The organism is Thiocystis minor, assembly GCF_016653465.1.
GTDB lineage: Bacteria > Pseudomonadota > Gammaproteobacteria > Chromatiales > Chromatiaceae > Chromatium > Chromatium minus.
Genome location: NZ_NHSQ01000190.1, coordinates 36,709 through 53,290, shown reverse-complemented (window position 1 = coordinate 53,290; position 16,582 = coordinate 36,709). Strand labels below are relative to the sequence as shown.

The following is a 16,582-nucleotide window of genomic DNA, read 5'->3' as shown; positions in this document are numbered from 1 at the left end:
CGCAAGGGCGATGGCGAGCCCGGTTTGAAGACGATCTGGCTGGGCATGCAGCGCATCATGGACTTCGCCGCCGGGATCAAATAGGCCAGGGAGATGCCGGACACGGAAAGTTGTGTGTAATGGGATGCTTTAAACTCCCAGAGACACAATATGCGGCATGAATAGAAACGTCTGGATATCACATTAAATGGCTATACAACCTCATGGGGCCGGTCAAGGCCGCGCTCGAATCCGCCGTGCGCTATACCGCCGCCGAGCTGGGTTCCAAGAACATCCGCGCCTTCGCCATCTCGCCCGGCCCGCTGTACACCCGCGCCTCCTCCGGGTTGAAGGACTTCGATGTCCTGGTCGATATGGTTCGCGAGCGCTCGCCGCTGGGCCGGCTGGCTGAGATCGACGACGTGGGCGCGGTCGCGGCCATGCTCGCGACCCGCACCGGGGCGATGCTCACCGGCCAGACCATCTACGTGGACGGCGGCTTCCACATCACGGGTTGAGGATCGGTCACGCCGTATCCCTGCGTTCGGTTTTCAACCTGAAAAGAGCTGTCAGCTTCCAGCCGACAGCTCTTGGAAATCATCAAATTGACCTTGTGCAAGACCTGCCGAGGTTCACCCATTGGGTGAAGACATGAATCAGCGAAAACCTCGACAAACCAACGGTTGGAGGCTGTTCGCTGGCGGCTGACTGGTCGATGCCGCACTTTCCTTCGATCCTCCGGAGATTCCCAATGAAAACTGCTCTATCGCTATCGATCGCCGCGATGCTTCTGGCCGCGGGCTGCACGCAGGAAACCCAGAACAAGATCGGTCGCTCGATCCAGAACTGGACCGGCACCAATGGGGTTATGGAGGTCTACGCGGGTGAAAAGCTCGTCCGCCGCTTCATCAAGATCGACAAGCTCACCACGGCCAGTGCCACCCAGGGCACGGGCTCACGTCCGTACCGCTTCGGTTACGGGGTGTTGGATGCGAATCTCAACGGCGTCCAGGACAGCGGAGAGAAGCAGGTCTACTTCGAGTTCAGCGACTACTCGACCAACTACATCTTCTACGGCGACCCCAATTAGCGGTCCCCCCGCGAACGTCGGTGTCCCACGTCGACATCGAAGGCCGACCGCAGATGGCTGAATACTCGGCATCGACGGTGATGTCGTTCAGATTGTTCAGCCCGGAGAAGATACTGGCCTTACTGAACTTGCTTACGCCGGTGAGGAAGGCAAAGCAAATATGCGCGTCGCTATCCTTGATTACCGAATACAGGTTTCTGAGCCCATCGCGGAGCGTGCGCGATCACTCCGGGCGAGTGGGGTTGTCGATGATGTGTTTGTCGTATTCGTCCACGAGGATGACCACGCGCTGTCCGGTCGCGGCATGTGCCAGGCGGATCGGCTCGGCAAAACAGCCGGCGATGCCCGATTCCATGCACGCTAAAAGCCCAAAGCGAGCAGGTTGATCCGTAGTTGTTCCCAAATCTTGCGACTCAGGTTTTCGGGACTTTGTACGATCCCGCCTCCGAAGCTGAAGCGGATGACCGGATAGCGAATCGTCCAGTCCCAGCGATCCTGAATGCACATGGGGAGCTTTTTGTTGAGCATGGTCAAAATCCTCGGCCGGAATGGTTGGTGTCGGCGAATTCCCGCATGAACCGGCACAGCAAGTCGACCGCCGCCGGCGTCATGGCGTTATAGATGGAGGCACGGATTCCGCCCAGCGAGCGATGCCCCTTGAGTCCGCTGAAACCTTGTTCGGTGGACTGACGTAGAAAATCCGCTTCCAGGTCGGCGCTCGGCAATCGGAAGACCACGTTCATCAGCGAGCGGTCCTCGCGCGCCGCCCAGCCGTCATAAAAACCGTCGCTGTCGTCGATCGCGCCGTAGAGGCTGTCGGCTTTTTGACGGTTGATAGCGTCCATGCGGTCCAGTCCGCCGATGTCGTTCAACAACCAGCGGGTGACCAGCAGCACGACATAGATGGCGAAGACCGGCGGGGTGTTGTAGATGGAATGGGCCTTGAGATGGGCGCGGTAGTCGAGCAGGGCAGGGAGCCCGTCGGGCGCGCGGTCGAGCAGTTCGCGCCGAAGGATGACGACGGTGACGCCGGCTGGGCCGATGTTCTTCTGGGCGTGGGCGTAAATGAGATCGAAACGCTCGGGGTCGAAGGGGCGCGACAGAAAATCCGATGACATATCGCAGACGCGCGTGACCTGGTCGAGTCCGGGGATGGCGTGGAACTGGATGCCTTCGACGGTTTCGTTGGAGACATAGTGGAGGTAAGCCGCCGTGTCGGAAAAGTCGAGTTCGTCGGGGCGGGGCAGTCGCCGGAAGCCCCAGGGCTCGCCATCCCAGAGGACGCGCACCTCGCCTTCCAGCCGGGCCTCGGGAATCGCCTTGGCGCTCCAGTAGCCGGTGCGCAGATACTCGGCGGTTTGGCGGCGATGGCGCAGCAGCAGCATGGGGACCATGGAGAACTGGAGCGTGGCGCCGCCCTGCAGGAAGAGCACGGCGTGGCTGTCGGGGAGTTGGAGCAATTGACGGATGTTGCGCTCGGTCTCGTCGACGACGCCCGCGAACCAGTCCGAGCGGTGGCTGATGCCGAGGATCGACAGCCCGACCTCGGGGACGCAGGCGATGGCCTGTTGAGTGTCGGCCAGCACCGTGGCGGGTAGGACACCGGGTCCGCCGGAAAAATTCAGATGATTCATCGTCAGGTGCCGGAGGATCCAGGCGCGGCGGCCTGGAGCAGCATGGTGCGAAAGGCGGTAAAAATTGTTTGCATGGCGGCCTGTTTATAGGGAAAGAGATCGACCGGATCCATGGCGTGAACGACCATGGCATGATCGACCTCAAAGATCAGCAGGCGTCCGTCCGGTAGCTCGGCGCAGTCGATGCCGAGATAATCGAGTCCGATGGCGTGATCGATGGCGGCCAGCGCGGGTCCGTGGCGGACGGCGAAGGCGTGCTCGAAATCGGCCATGAAGGCGGCTTCCTCGGCGCGTTTCTGGGGGCTGTCGGCCATGCCGGCGTTGAGATAATGAATCATCCAGTGGCTGGAAATGCCCATGTGACAGGCGTAGGGCTGTCCGGCGATGAGGATCACGCGGTATTTGCGAAAGAGCCCATCGGGACTTCGGTAGTCGATAAAGGGGGCCACGAAGAATTCGTCGTCGGGCAGTGCCTGGAGTTGCTCGGCGAGCTGCGCCTGGGTGTCGGTTTTGCTCAAGTCGTGACCGGCGTGCGAGTCGAGCGGGCGGAGAATGAAGGGGAAGCCGAGTTCGGGCGGGCTGGTGTCCGATGCGCGGCCGTCGGCCAGTTGTCGCAGCGTCTCCCGGGCGATGCGCCAGGTGGGTGGTATGACGATCCCCGGCAATCCCTGCAAGCGCCGCGCGGCGGTATCGCGGGCGACGCGGGCGATGTGTCGCGGGTTGTTCAGGATGGGTCTTGGCCAAGCGGCCAGATGGGACAGCCAGTCGGCCAGGAGGCGATGATTCGCTTCCGATTCGCCGATCGCGACGAATAGCAGGTCATGCTCGGGGATGTCCGCCGGAGCGGTCTCGCCGGGGATGGCGTAATAGAGATTCAGCTCGATATCGGAATCTTCCAGCAGACATTCGATGGGAACATTCGCCATGAGTTCGCCGGGCGCCATGAGCGCCAGCAGGCGCAGCCGGGCGGGCAAGGCGGCGGGGATGACGTAGTGTCGGCACAGCTTGAGGGCCTCACGTTGCAGTTGCAGCGCGAGGGCCGAATTGCCGCGAAACTGCAAAAGAATAGCGGCATCGAAGAGGGACGCTGCGTCGTTCGGGTCTTGCGTCGCCCGTGCGAGCAGGGATTGACCGAGTGGCGTCAAGTCCTCGGCCGCCAAATGGCGGCGCATCAGGTTGGCCAAGCCAAGGGATGTCTGCATGGCGACGTGCTCCGCTCCCGAATGAGGTTCGATTGTCCGCTGGCCCTCGCGCGGGTGCAAGCCAGAACCGACAGAATATCGGCAGTTACGGGTTGGCGCCGCTTCGGCTAATGCGCCCTTCTGTCACGAACCGTCAGGATTCCGTCGTTTTTGGTTCGTGGAATCGCTAACTCCTTAATGGAATTGGTTGTTTTATGTCTGGCACGAGTTTAGCTGAACCAAGGTCAGGATCAACACTTTGGGGAACTTCCGTGAACCTGAACAGCCAAGCCGAAACGCCGCGTCTGACCCTCGTGTCCTCGGTCGAGCCGCCGGTGCGTCAGCCGTCGGAGGCCATCGATCCGATCCAATTTTTGCAGGCGATCTCGGCTTCGCTGGAATTGGACCAGGTTCTGAATACGTTCAGCGGCTTCCTCTACGATCTGGTCGCCCAGAGCGGGTGGGAGTACCGGTATGCGGAATCCGATCTCGAATTGTCGGGCGGGAAGCCTGATCGTCATCGGCTGGAATATGCCTTGACCCTGAACGGGCAGGAGATGGGGACGCTGAAACTGATGCGCGGCCGCCGTTTCTCCGAGACCGATCAGGTTCGTATCGAGGGGCTGCTGGGGCTGGCGGCTCAATCGCTGCATAACGCCCTGCGCTTTTATGACATGAGTCAGCAGTTGGAGCGCGATCCGCTGACCGGTCTCGGCAATCGTCGTGCCTTGACCTTGCAGGGTGCGCAGTGGCTGGCGGATAACATCCGTCAGAAGCATCCGCTGTCGATGCTGGTGATGGATCTCGACCGCTTCAAGACCGTCAACGACAACCATGGCCATCCGGTGGGCGACCGTTTGCTGTGCGCGCTGGCCAATACCCTGCGAGAGGTCACGCGCGCTTCGGATCTCTGCGTGCGGATCGGCGGCGATGAATTCGTGGTGCTGCTGCCCAGGACCGATCTTTCCGACGCGATGGAATGCGCGGAGCGAATTCGGCGCGCGGTGGCGCAAATTGCGATCGCGACCGCGACCGGGGAGCAGGTCAATGCCAGTGTCAGCATTGGGGTCGCGACGTATCGCCATGGGATGGATCTGGAGCAGTTGTATCATCAGGCGGATAGCGCGCTCTATGCCGCGAAGCGCGCTGGCTGCAATCGGGTGCTGGCGGGTTCGGGAAGCCCCGATTGCAAACGGGTCGATTCCGTTTGCGTGTCCTAGAATCGAGGGCGCTCGCGACCAGTTAAATTGCAGTAGACTGCCGTTACGCTCGATGGCTTAGAGCCTGCCTGTGAGTGGAGTGAAAGTGCGTCTGTCTGACGCTTTTTCATGGCAGCCGATGATCTTGACGCGAAGTTGACAATACCTCTTGCGACGTTTGCGCATCTTTCCCCATCGACGAAGGGATACATGAGCTTTACTGATGTTTGATGTTTGTTCTGACTCGGTCTGTCTGAAAAGCTCAACCATCGGCGCACAGGATTCATTGGATTCAGTCTTTATCGATCGGGAACAGTAGTTATGAGAAAGGTTCGTCTGAGTGTCAAGTTGCAGGTCGGCTTTCTGTCGATCGCGATGATCGTGCTGATCGTCGGGTTGCTCGGAATCAAGGGCGAGTTGGACATGCGGGCTCATATCGAGGCGATCGGCCAGGTTCGGCTGCCGTCCATCATCCAGTTGGATCGCATGAATATCGAACGCCTGCAGGTGCGGGCGCAAACGCTTGAGGTGCAGGGACAGACGGTCTGGTCGCCGGAGACGCGCAAGGTGCTGGAACTGGTTTCGCGTCAGCGCCTGGCGTCCTGGAAGACGGTCGAGGAGGCGCTGGCGGAGTATGAAAAACTGCCGAAATCCGCGGACGAGAAGGCCGTCTACGACGTCTTCAGGACCGAATATGCCGCCTGGCGGGCGAGCTACGCGCGGCTGGATCAACTCCTGACGGGCTTGATTCAGGCTGCCAGCCCTGAAGACTATGCCCCCTTGCACACGCAATTCGTTGGCTTGGTGACGGACATGGTATTGATCTCGGATCGCGTGGGCGTTCTGATCGATACGATGGTGGCCTTCAACAATCAGGCGACCAATGCCGCGGTCGGGAAAGCCCTGACGGAAGCGGGTCAAATGGTGACGTTCACCGCCGTCGGGATGGGCCTGGGGCTGCTGCTGGCGGTGTTATTGGGGCTGTATCTGACGCGCGACACGCTGCTTCAGCTTGGCGGGGAACCCGCCTATGCGGTCGAGGTGGTCAACCGGGTCGCGGAAGGCGATCTGACCGCGCGGATCGACCTGCGCAAGGATGACACGACCAGTCTGCTGGCCGCCTTTGCGCGCATGGTGGCGAATATGCAGCGCGTGCTGCGCGAGGTGGCGACGGCCAGCGCGCAGGTGGCGGCGGCGGCCGAGCAACTCTCCGCAACCAGCGAGGAGATGCGCGAACAGGTGAAGCTGGAACAATCCGAAACCGATCAGGTCGCCACCGCCATGAACGAGATGACGGCGACGGTGGAGGAGGTGGCGCGCCATGCCGCGGCGGCGGCCCGTGCCGCGCAGGACACCGACTCAGAGACCGACGCGGGGAGCGAGGTGGTGATGCAGACGATCGCCGCCATCGAGTCACTGGCCCGCGAGGTGGAATCCGCCAGCGAGGTGATTGCGCGGCTATCCGAGGATAGCAAGGAGATCGGTGCGGTGCTGGATGTGATCCGGGGCGTGGCCGAGCAGACCAATCTGCTGGCGCTCAATGCCGCGATCGAGGCGGCGCGTGCCGGCGAGCAGGGGCGTGGATTCGCGGTGGTGGCCGCCGAGGTGCGCACCCTGGCCAGCCGCACCCAGTCCTCGATTCTGGATATCCAGGAAAAGATCGAGCGGGTTCAGAGCGGTTCGTCCGGGGCGGTGCAGGTGATGGAGAAGGGGCAGTCCAAGGCGCGCGAAAGTGTCGCTCAGGCGCGCAAGGCAGGCGAGTCGCTGCATACCATCAGCACCTCGATTACCAGCATCAATGACATGAACCGGCAGATTGCCAGCGCTGCCGAAGAGCAGACCGCGGTGGCGGAAGAAATCAACCGCAACATCCACACGATCTCGGGGACGGTGGACCAAACCTCGGCCGGTTCGTCGCAGATCGCCACTGCCAGCGTGCAACTGGCCGGTCTGGCGGCGCAGTTGCAGGAGCGGGTGGGGCAGTTCAGGATTTAGCGAGGCTTTGCTTCAATCGTTGTCGTTGTCGTTGTCGTAATCGACGATTCGACAACGACAACGACAACGACAACGACAACGACAACGGTAAATTTGACTCACCTGCAAGCATTTGGCGTCCTCAAGCAATCTCGTCTCTAAGCCTATCCATACTCTGCATCGATGACTGGATCCGAGTGAGCAGATCCTGCAATTCCTTTTTGTTGAGCGGCTTCGTGAGATAACCGTCGAGCCCCGCGGCCAGACCCGCCGCGCGCTCCTCCGGAAGCGCGGCGGCGGTGAGGGCGTAAATGGGGAGGCGACTCGGGGTCGGCGCGGTCGCTTCGCGGTCGCGGATCCGGCGGGTGGCCTCCAGCCCGCCCATGACAGGCATCTGCATGTCCATCAGGATGAGATCGAATGGCGCGCGCTCATTCCAGTCGACAGCCTCCTGACCATTTTGAGCAAGCGTGGCTTCGTGGCCCCATTTGCTCAGAACCATCAGCATCAGCTTCTGGTTCACGGCATTATCCTCGGCGAGCAGGATTTTCAGCGCGGCTGGACCGTCCTCCTCGCGTAGCAAGTGACGGGTGATCAGGGGTGCCGGATCCGGTTGACGATCGGTGCGACCCAGCAGCGCATGGATGGCCTTCAGGAGTTCGTGGCGAGCTACCGGCTTGGTGAGGAAGGCGTCGATGCCGAGTTCCCGGCAACGCATCCCAAGCCCCCGGACAGAGGCGGAGGAGAGCATGATCAGCTTCAGATCCCGGAAACGCGCATCCTGTTTGAGTGCCGCGGCCAGCTCGAAGCCATCCATCCTCGGCATGTGATAATCGATCAGGAGAATATCGAAGGGGGTGGACGCATTGGCCTCCAGAACCTGGAGCGCCTCGCGTCCATCCGCCGCCTCGGTCAGTTGCATCTCCGATTGCACCACCAGATTCCCTAGCACTCGGCGGTTGGTCGCGTTGTCGTCCACCAGCAAGACGCGCTTGTTCCGCAGATCCTGGGGCGGGGGCGAGAGCGCCTCGCGTGTGCTCAGACCCATCCACAGGACCACATGGAAGGTACTGCCCTCGCCGGGGCGGCTGTCCACCCAGATGCGCCCCCCCATCAGTTCCGCCAGTCGCTTGGAAATGGTGAGTCCCAATCCGGTTCCGCCAAAACGCCGGGTGGTGGAGGTGTCCTGCTGCGAGAATGCCTCGAAGATACGTGCCTGGTGTTCGGGCGGGATGCCGATTCCGGAATCGCGCAGGGCGAAATGCAGGCTGAGCCGATCGGCGACGGTTTCCTGCAGCACGACCCGTAGCGCCACCTCGCCGGTTTCGGTGAATTTGATCGCGTTATTGAGGAGATTGATGAGGATTTGGCGCAGACGCCCAGGATCGCCGAACACCGACCGTGGCACTTTGGAGTCAATCTCGCACAGAAGTTCCAGATGCTTTTCGTCCGCCTTGACCGCCAAGGTCTTCATCACCTCATTGATCAAGCGATGGAGATTGAAATCGATGGATTCCACGCTGAGCTTGCCGGCCTCGATCTTCGAGAAATCGAGGATGTCGTTGATGATGGTCAGGAGGCCGTCGGCGGACATTCGCACGATGTTGAGACAATCGCGCTGTTCGTCCGTCAATTCCGTGTCCAGCGTCAGTTCGGTCATGCCGATGATGCCGTTCATGGGGGTGCGGATTTCATGACTCATGGTCGCCATGAAATCGGACTTGGCGCGGCTGGCGTCCTCGGCTCTCAGCACGCTGGCTTGCAGTTCGGCCGCCATCTGTTCCAGGCGGTTGGCATTGTCGCGAAGCTCGCTTTCCAACGCCTCGCGGCGGGCGATTTCAGCCGACAGCACCTGATTGTGACGCTGGAACTCGTCGCGCAGCCGGTCGGATTCGGCGTATTCGGCCTGTAATTGAAGGGCGCGCCGACGCAGGCGGTCGATGGCGATGGCGGCGAACAGCAGGATGAACGGAACCGCGCTGAGCGAATAGAGAAAGAGGCGGGAGCTGATGTGTCCATAGACACTGTCCTCGGCGATCAGGGTCACCAGCGAGAGCGGCGTCTCCGCTACGGCCGTGCGCAGGGCCAGTTTGTCGGTCAAGGTGGCGCTAGTTTTGGTCAGTGTGCTCACGGGCGCAAGGGTATTCTCCGGCAATTGGGCCAGCATCCGTGCGACATCGCGCCCGAGTGTCAGGCGGCTGCCGGGTGCCGGGATGTCCTGTCCATCGGCGGACAGGAGCAGTTCCTGATAGGGCGCGTCCTCCCCGTCGTCCGTCCCGCTGGAAATCAACAGCCAGGCGAGCTGCTTCAGATCGCCCACGGCGACGACAACACCGCTATAGGCGCCTTTGTGAAACACCGGCGAGCTGGTGACGATCTGGTTGTGTTCGGAGTCGATCAAGACCTTGACCGCGGTCTCGAATCCGGCTGGCAGGATGACGGGAGGCGCGGAGGGGTTGAGGTCGGCGAGCGTCTCGCCGTGTTCGTCGAGATACAGAATGCGGCTGTAAATGGGCGCGCCACGGAGCGTCTTTTGCGCAACCTTCTGGCGAAAACGCTGCTCGATGGCATCCAGATTGGCATTGAGTCCGTATTGCAGCGACATGCCCAGGGCACGGTTGATCAGGTAGGCTTCGAGATCCTGGTGCTCGGCCAGTTCAGCGATACCATCGCGCCGCGCGGCGATAAAATCGCCGATCGCCGCCGCCCGCCGCTGGCTGTCCGCCACCAGCCTGGCATCCGCCGCGGAGCGCAGCAAGCTCTGGGACGTGTGGACATTCCAGAGCAGGATAAAGGTGTAAACGCAAAAGATGGCCGCTAGAATCAGCGGCCATCTTGGCGCGAGTCGGCCAAGTAGGGTCATTGCCCGATCCGTCCGCGGATGAACAGGATCTGGCCTCAATCCTGGCTGGCAAAAAAGTCAGGGAAATAGCGGCGAATGCCGGGGTAATATTTATCGACCAGTTGATCGTAGAGGCCATCGGCCTTGATCTTGACCAGGTACGCGTCGAACGCGGCCCGCAGTTCGGGCGCGTCCTTGGGGAAGGCGGCGGCCAACTTCTGATGTTCGGAAATCGGGCCGATGACCTTGATCCGACCGGCCCATTTGCGCAGGTCGAGGATGGCGTCGGGCACGTCGAGCAGGGTCAGTTCCGCTTCCTCGTTGAGTAGGGCGGGGACCATTTCGTTCAGATTGGTGCTCTTGGTATAGGACTTGAGATCGATCCCCGATCCTTTCAGTCCATAGTTTCCGGGATCCAGGCAGGTGCGCTCCATGACCAGCAGACTGTTTTTACCGATGAGCGACTTGGTCTCGCCAATGTCCGCGGCGAGGTCGTTGCTGCCCTTGATCGGGGTAAAACTGGAGTTGGAACGGGCGACCAGCAGCACCTGGGAGGGAAAGGTGGGCTGGGAGTACAGCAAGACCGCCTCGCGCCAGGGCAGGACGGTGAACCCCGTGGCGATCATGTCGCCTTTCACGGGGTAGTCGCCTTCCAGCGTGACCTCGTCGCCCTTGCGGACCACGTCCTTGCCGAGAAGGTCGCGGATCACATTGTAAAAATCCGAATAGACGAGGGTATAGTCGACGCCGATCTCACGGGCAAAGCCCTGGATCAATTCCACGTCGAAGCCATCCCCCGCGCCGGTGACGAAATTGGCGTAACGGATACCGAGATGGCGTAACTCGCCACGTTCCTGGATGTCCTTCAGATCGGCCGCCCAGGTTGGGAACGCCATGGCAACCAATAACAATCCGGCTAAAAACGAGCGGTTCACACTGATCATGTTCATCCTCAATGAGTGGCATCGGAAATCCGGGCAAGCCTGGAACAATGGCTGGCGGGGAATGGGCTGATTTCCATCGGTGCGCGGCGGGAACCAGGACGATGAGCAAATTAAACCTCTTCGCGGGTTTGGTCAAAATCCGTGAAGTCTGGGATGATGACCATTACCCGATGCTGAAACTATTCAACCCTGGAGGCGATTCGTGATTCGCGTGATGGTCGTCGAGGACGATGCGTCAACGGGCGCATTGTTGGTGCAACTGGTCAAGCGGCTGTGGCCGCGGGCGTCCGTGGTGCTGGCGTCCGATGCACTGTCCGCGCTGGAGCACTGGAAAAGCGCTGGCGCGGATCTGGTTCTGCTCGATTGGGGGCTGCCGGGAATGAGCGGCATCGAGGTGTTGAAACAGATTCGACGATCCGAAACAAAAACAGTTTGCGTGATGATTTCAGGCAACGCCGAACGTGAGGTGATTCTCGCGGCCCGCACCCATCAGGTCGACGCCTTTATCGTCAAGCCGTTCGCCGCGAAGCAGGTGATGGCGCGTCTGTCCGAGATCATGGCGCTGCCGAGCGCGGATTCGCAGTTGCAGGCGCCCGTTGACTCCATCGAGGAGTTCATCGGGTATCAAATGACGCAGGGTATCCTCGGGCTGCCGATCGACCCTGAGCTGGCTGGCGCGATCGAGGGAATTCGCGAGCTGGACGCGGGAGCCAGGGCCAAATTATTACGCCAATGTCAGTTTCATCCCGCGCTGGTCTTTCGCGTCTTGAGTCTGGTCAATAGCGGACAGTACATTCAAGGTCTGGATTCGGTCGAAACCTTCGAAGGGGCCATCCATCAGGTTGGCTTGGCGGGTTTCATCAATCTCACCGTGGAGATGTCGCTGCATCCGGGAAGCGAGCTGAAAGCGGATTTTCTCAAGACCCGGCGGGTGCAATTCCACCGCGATTGTCTGTCACTCGCCGAAATCGTCACGAAGCTGGGCGCGAACGCGACGTTCGATCTCCCTGCCTGTCGGTCTGCTTGCATGCTCTTCCGGGTCGGCGAGCTCTCCCTGCTGCAACTCATGCAGTCATGGATCGACCTGGGGAATGCGATCGATGACGGCATCTGCGCGTCGCTCCTGAAGGCGCATTCAAGCCAGGCCGGGAACCGGATCAAGACCCAGTGGAACATCCCCAACACCATTCGCGGACGCATCGGCTCCGCCTATCTGCTGCCGACGGGAACGGTCAGGATCGACTCCATCGTGATGCGCATCGCCGGCTTGCTGTTGATGGGCGATCCTCATCAGGAGTTGCCGCGCTTACTGGCTCGCGTCGGTCTGACGGAAAGCCAGGTGGAAAGCTATCGGGCAGCGGAATAGGGGCTTTAACAGTTCGCATAAAACTTTTTCTAATATCTTCATATCTAACCAGTTTGCGCAGATTAACTAGCCGTCATGGTGCGTCTATCGCCTTGATTTTTCCGCCGTCCGGCTAAATCATTCGCCTCGGCGCGATAACCAAGCGCCATCGGTCGCGACGCGCTCAGGCGAGACCTTAAACGCACGCAAGAGCTAGGTCAGACGGGTTCGCCCGCACTGGTGTTGACGGCGTGAACAGACTTGCTCAGATTAGGTTTGAGTAGGTTTTTATGAGCGGCAAGGTAAAACGTTGCGAGTTCTTGCTGTCGTTGTCGTTGTCGTTGTCGTTGTCGTTGTCGTTATTCGATTCGACAACGACAACGATCATCGCGGACGCCCCATTCCAAAACGCCGTGCAGTGGTTTGATTCGTGCTTCCTCGCTGATCGTGATTGGAAGGCATTGCCCGATTATTTGCGGGGAGTTGCCTTATCTTGCCGCTTGCCCCGTAAACCGCCTGATCATCTCTTCGAGATGCTTGGGTCGGAGCGGTTTGGGGAGATGTTCGTCCATGCCTGCCTCCAGACAGCGCGCCCGGTCGCTGGCCATGACGTTGGCGGTCATGGCAACGATGGGAGTGCGCGCGGACCCTTGCTCCTTGTCGCGGATCCGACGCGTCGCCTCGATGCCGTCCATGACCGGCATTTGCATGTCCATGAGCACGAGGTCGAAGGCGGATGGATCGAACAGCTCGACGGCGATTTTGCCATTCTCGGCAAGGGTGACCTCGTGACCCCATCGTTCGAGCAGTTTACGGGCGAGCTGTTGATTGACCGGGTTATCTTCGACCAGAAGGATCCGCGCGCCCTGTCGTTCGTCTTGCGGTGGCGGGGTTTGCGTCGGATGGTCGTCGACGACGAGCGCGCGCTTGTGCCGCGACGGCGGCGGGGAGGGCGCGGAGGGTTCGACGCGGGCGAGCGGCAGGATCAGATCAAAGGCGCTGCCCTGACCTTCGCGGCTTTCAACCCGGATCTGTCCGCCCATGAGTTCGAGCAGACGGGCGCTGATGCTCAGACCCAGCCCAGTGCCCCCGAACTGGCGGGTGATGGTGGCATCGGCCTGACTGAATGCCTCGAAAATCTCCGCGAGTTTTGCGGCGGGAATCCCGATGCCGGTATCGCGAACGGTGATCTGGATATCGTCCAGCTGCGGATCCCGATTGGGGCTGGATCGTACCTTGACCTCGATTTCGCCCGTCGGGGTAAATTTGATGGCATTGTCGCAGAGGTTCATCAGCACCTGACGGAGTCGTCCCGGATCGCCCAGGCTTTGCCGGGGCAGGTCGGCGGGCAGATCGCAGACCAGTTCCAGACCCTTGTTCCGGGCACGTATGCCAATCGCCTTGAGCGTCTCGGCGACCAAGTCCGACAGATCGAAGGGGATCGCTTCGATGTGCATCTTGCCGGCATCGAGCCTGGCGAAATCGAGGATGTCGTTCAGGATGGTCAGCAGCGTTTCGGCCGATGACTTGACGATGTTGAGATACTCGCGCTGGGTCGGGGTCAGCTCGGTGTCCAGGGCCAGTTCGGTCATGCCCAGGATCCCGTTCATCGGGGTGCGGATTTCATGGCTCATGTTGGCGATGAACTGACTTTTCGCTGCGTTCGCGGCCTCTGCGAGGTCCAGCGCCCGGCGCATCTCCGCTTCGGCCCGTCGCATTTTCCCCTCGAACAGACAGGCCCGGGAGGCATTGGCCAGTTTGCGCGCCAGAGGGGCAAAGGCAAGTTGGACGTGGCTCGGCAAGACCCCGACGTCGCAGCGGCGGAGAAAGATCAGAAGGCCGAAATCGGTCAGGCGGAAGGCATGCACGGCGCAGCCGTCCTGAAGGGAGATCAGGGGCAATTCGTCTGGCTGCTGGGCAAGCGCTTCATAGAGGGTCGTCGGCGACCAGTGTTTCCAGAAGGCGCTGTAACAGGGATGTCGGGCCAGGTTGCGGGGGAGCATGCAGACGATTGGATCCGATTCGACACCTTCCTGACCTTGCAGTTGCAGGATGGCGCCGCCGCTGCCGTCGAGGAGTCGCAGCATGTCCACCAGAAACCGGCGCAGCATCGGCTCCAGTTCCGTGCTGTCGCCGATGGCGAGCGCGAGTTCGTAGAGCAGCGCGGTTTCGGCGGACAGGCTCATGGGACGGTTGAACGATCAGCGTGTTCGTGCGTTGCGGATCCAGGGCGAACGAAGGTTTCCAGGAGCGACTCGATGCGTTCCGGCTCCATCGGCTTTCCGATCAGATAGCCCTGGATTTCGCTGACTCCCAGCGCATCGACAAAGTCGCATTGGCGCAGGGTTTCGACCCCCTCCGCGATGACGCTCAGACCCATGGTCTGGCCAATCGCGGTCACGGCACGCACGATCACCCGATCCGCCTGGACACGGGTGATATTGGAAACAAAGGCCCGATCGATCTTGATGGCGTCGATCGGAAAGCGCAGCAGATATTCCAGGGAGGAATGACCGATGCCGAAATCGTCGATGGCGATTTTGATGCCGGTTTCCCGCAGCCGTCCCAGGAGCGCGATCGCATTGGCCGGATCCTGCATCGCGAGACTTTCGGTGATTTCCAGCTCGATCCGGGCGGGACTGGCCCCGCTGGTCTGGATGGCCCGCTGGATCCTGGCGAAGAGGTCCGGTTCGAGAAACTGGCGCGGCGAAAGATTGATCCCGACCCGCAGATCAAACCCGGTTTGCTCCCAGCGCCGGGACTGTCGGCACGCTTCGTCCAGCACCCACTGTCCGACCGCCGAAATCAATCCCAGACTTTCCAGCAGGGTGATAAAGCGGGTCGGCGGCACCAGGCCCCAGGTCGGGTGCCGCCAGCGCAACAGCGATTCGACCCCGACAATGTTCCCGCTCCGCAGATCCATCTGCGGCTGATAGACCAGAAAGAATTCCTGTTTTTCCAGCGCGGTGTGCAAGGCGCGCTCAACCGCCAGGGCTTCGGTGAAGCGTGACTGCGAGGGCGCGCTGGGGGATGCCACGAGCATGGGCCTGGCCTGACTCTGCGCCAGCCGCTGCGCGTCCTGCGCCAGCAGCAGCAACTGGTTGGCGTCGATCCCATGCTCGGGAAAACAGGCGATGCCCGACGAAAAGGTCAAAATCGTTTCGCCTTGATCCACCTGGAACGGCCGCCGCAGATGCAGCAGAATGGATTCGAAACGATCGACCGCCTCGGCCATCCGCGGGGCGCGCAGCATCAGGGCGAACTCGTCGCCGCCGACCCTGGCGACCGCGTCCTGCTTGGCGACCAGTTCGCGCAGACGCTGCGCCAGCCGGGTCAGCAGCAGATCCCCGCCCGCTTCGCCCAGAGCCTCGTTGTGACGATGAAAGCGCGCAATATCGATCCAGCCCACGAGCAGGGTTGCGTCCGGACCCGCCTTCAATTCTTCCAGGGTCTCGCCGATCCGGCGCAGGAACAGCCGGCGATTGGCGAGATCGGTCAGTTCGTCGTGCAAGGCCAGATAATCCACCAGCGCCTCGGTGTGGCGCAGGTCGGTCACATCCTGAAAAGCGCCGAGCACCAAGTCGTTGTCGCTGCCCTGGACGCCCCGTTCGCCGACCATGCGCACCAGCCGGTCCTGTCCGGTCGTGCTCATTCTCAGCTCCATCTCGATCTGTCCTTTGGATTGACGGACGATATTCATCAGACGTTTGGCGCGCCCGCGGTCTTCCGGGTGGATGGCTGCATAAAAATCCTCCACATGACTCATCGCATGGCTGGCGACACCGATGAGCGCATCTAGATCGTCGGACCAGCGAAGTGAGTCGTCGGTGAGACGCCATTCCCAAAATACCAGTTTGGCGATCCGTCTCGCCGCCTCCTGCCGGAGTCGGTTCTGGCGAACCTCGCGGCCAAGCTGTCCGGCCCGCAGGGCATAGCGGACGCGCTGGGTGAGCAGGGTCCAGTTGATCGGTTTGGTGATGAAGTCGGTCGCGCCGGCGCTGAAGGCTTTGTCGATGGCCTTCAGATCGTCGGCGCCAGTGAGCATGATGAGCGGCGTTCCCTCGCGCTGGTCGAGTCCGCGCATGCGCGAACAAGCCTCGAAACCATCCATGATCGGCATCATGACATCGAGCAGCACCAGCGCGGGGCGTTCTCGCTCGAACAGCTCGACGGCCTCCGCGCCATTCGCCGCCTCGATCAGTCGAAATCCCTGGCGGACAAGGACGCCGCGAAGTAACTGTCGTGTCGGTGTATCATCGTCGACGATCAGCAAGAGATCGCGATGGTCCTGCCTGTCTTCGTGATCGCCCACTATACGTCTCCGCCCGTCGAGCCAATTTACAGGTTAAATCGGATAACTGACGGCACTATAATCAACCGTAACATCTCAAGGA

Annotated in this window: 12 protein-coding genes and 1 pseudogene; 6 read left to right on the top strand and 7 right to left on the bottom strand. The window is 61.0% G+C overall.

Annotated features, from left to right (window positions below; all coding sequences use genetic code 11):
• The 3 genes from CCR95_RS25710 to CCR95_RS24070 form a co-directional block, all read left to right on the top strand.
• On the top strand, positions 1–84 hold an 84-nt coding region (locus tag CCR95_RS25710), incomplete at its 5' end, for an IS4 family transposase (protein WP_242523135.1).
• A gap of 119 nt (positions 85–203) precedes the next feature.
• Positions 204–497 carry an SDR family oxidoreductase gene (locus tag CCR95_RS24075; protein ID WP_242523472.1) on the top strand — a complete coding sequence of 98 codons (294 nt, stop codon included), beginning with the start codon at positions 204–206 and terminating at the stop codon, positions 495–497.
• Positions 498–730: 233 nt separating this feature from the next.
• Complete coding sequence (locus CCR95_RS24070; protein ID WP_201099161.1) at positions 731–1,069, top strand: hypothetical protein; 339 nt, start codon at positions 731–733, stop codon at positions 1,067–1,069.
• A 46-nt stretch (positions 1,070–1,115) separates the two neighbouring features.
• On the opposite strand, the pseudogene CCR95_RS26535 reads toward CCR95_RS24070, so the two are convergent.
• From CCR95_RS26535 to CCR95_RS24055, 3 genes and pseudogenes are all read right to left on the bottom strand, one after another.
• Positions 1,116–1,567: pseudogene (locus CCR95_RS26535) on the bottom strand (AAA family ATPase); the annotation flags it as partial.
• Between the two features lie 32 nt (positions 1,568–1,599).
• A complete protein-coding gene (locus tag CCR95_RS24060) occupies positions 1,600–2,703 on the bottom strand; it encodes a phosphoserine transaminase (RefSeq protein WP_201099159.1) in 1,104 nt (367 codons plus the stop codon).
• A gap of 2 nt (positions 2,704–2,705) precedes the next feature.
• On the bottom strand, positions 2,706–3,905 hold the full coding sequence (locus tag CCR95_RS24055; protein WP_201099157.1) for an ATP-grasp domain-containing protein: 1,200 nt from the start codon (positions 3,903–3,905) through the stop codon (positions 2,706–2,708).
• A gap of 257 nt (positions 3,906–4,162) precedes the next feature.
• On the opposite strand from CCR95_RS24055, the gene CCR95_RS24050 reads away from it, so the two are divergent.
• Together CCR95_RS24050 and CCR95_RS24045 are read left to right on the top strand one after the other, a co-directional pair.
• Positions 4,163–5,104 carry a GGDEF domain-containing protein gene (locus CCR95_RS24050; RefSeq protein WP_242523474.1) on the top strand — a complete coding sequence of 314 codons (942 nt, stop codon included), beginning with the start codon at positions 4,163–4,165 and terminating at the stop codon, positions 5,102–5,104.
• A 300-nt stretch (positions 5,105–5,404) separates the two neighbouring features.
• Positions 5,405–7,078, top strand: a complete 1,674-nt coding sequence (locus CCR95_RS24045) for a methyl-accepting chemotaxis protein (RefSeq protein WP_201099153.1) — start codon at positions 5,405–5,407, stop codon at positions 7,076–7,078.
• A 121-nt stretch (positions 7,079–7,199) separates the two neighbouring features.
• Here CCR95_RS24045 and CCR95_RS24040 read toward each other — a convergent pair whose 3' ends face one another.
• Positions 7,200–9,920, bottom strand: a complete 2,721-nt coding sequence (locus tag CCR95_RS24040; RefSeq protein WP_201099151.1) for a response regulator — start codon at positions 9,918–9,920, stop codon at positions 7,200–7,202.
• Between the two features lie 35 nt (positions 9,921–9,955).
• The gene (locus CCR95_RS24035) at positions 9,956–10,795 is read right to left on the bottom strand and encodes a transporter substrate-binding domain-containing protein (RefSeq protein WP_242523471.1); all 840 of its coding nucleotides are present in this window, start codon (positions 10,793–10,795) and stop codon (positions 9,956–9,958) included.
• A 250-nt stretch (positions 10,796–11,045) separates the two neighbouring features.
• On the opposite strand from CCR95_RS24035, the gene CCR95_RS24030 reads away from it, so the two are divergent.
• The gene (locus CCR95_RS24030) at positions 11,046–12,209 is read left to right on the top strand and encodes a response regulator (protein WP_338115495.1); all 1,164 of its coding nucleotides are present in this window, start codon (positions 11,046–11,048) and stop codon (positions 12,207–12,209) included.
• Between the two features lie 467 nt (positions 12,210–12,676).
• On the opposite strand, the gene CCR95_RS24025 is transcribed toward CCR95_RS24030, so the two are convergent.
• Together CCR95_RS24025 and CCR95_RS24020 are read right to left on the bottom strand one after the other, a co-directional pair.
• Positions 12,677–14,374 (bottom strand): ATP-binding protein, encoded by a 1,698-nt coding sequence (locus tag CCR95_RS24025; RefSeq protein WP_201099147.1) that lies wholly within the window; start codon positions 14,372–14,374, stop codon positions 12,677–12,679.
• Complete coding sequence (locus CCR95_RS24020) at positions 14,371–16,500, bottom strand: EAL domain-containing protein (protein WP_201099145.1); 2,130 nt, start codon at positions 16,498–16,500, stop codon at positions 14,371–14,373. Before CCR95_RS24020 ends, CCR95_RS24025 begins: the two co-directional genes overlap by 4 nt.
• Positions 16,501–16,582: the final 82 nt, after the last annotated feature.

Bases quoted from the DNA above. Each gene is read 5' to 3' on its own strand.
- CCR95_RS24075 (WP_242523472.1), top strand. From the start codon at position 204: ATGGGGCCGGTCAAGGCCGCGCTCGAATCCGCCGTGCGCTATACCGCC.
- CCR95_RS24070 (WP_201099161.1), top strand. From the start codon at position 731: ATGAAAACTGCTCTATCGCTATCGATCGCCGCGATGCTTCTGGCCGCG.
- CCR95_RS24060 (WP_201099159.1), bottom strand. From the start codon at position 2,703: ATGAATCATCTGAATTTTTCCGGCGGACCCGGTGTCCTACCCGCCACG.
- CCR95_RS24055 (WP_201099157.1), bottom strand. From the start codon at position 3,905: ATGCAGACATCCCTTGGCTTGGCCAACCTGATGCGCCGCCATTTGGCG.
- CCR95_RS24045 (WP_201099153.1), top strand. From the start codon at position 5,405: ATGAGAAAGGTTCGTCTGAGTGTCAAGTTGCAGGTCGGCTTTCTGTCG.
- CCR95_RS24040 (WP_201099151.1), bottom strand. From the start codon at position 9,920: ATGACCCTACTTGGCCGACTCGCGCCAAGATGGCCGCTGATTCTAGCG.
- CCR95_RS24035 (WP_242523471.1), bottom strand. From the start codon at position 10,795: ATGGCGTTCCCAACCTGGGCGGCCGATCTGAAGGACATCCAGGAACGT.
- CCR95_RS24025 (WP_201099147.1), bottom strand. From the start codon at position 14,374: ATGAGCCTGTCCGCCGAAACCGCGCTGCTCTACGAACTCGCGCTCGCC.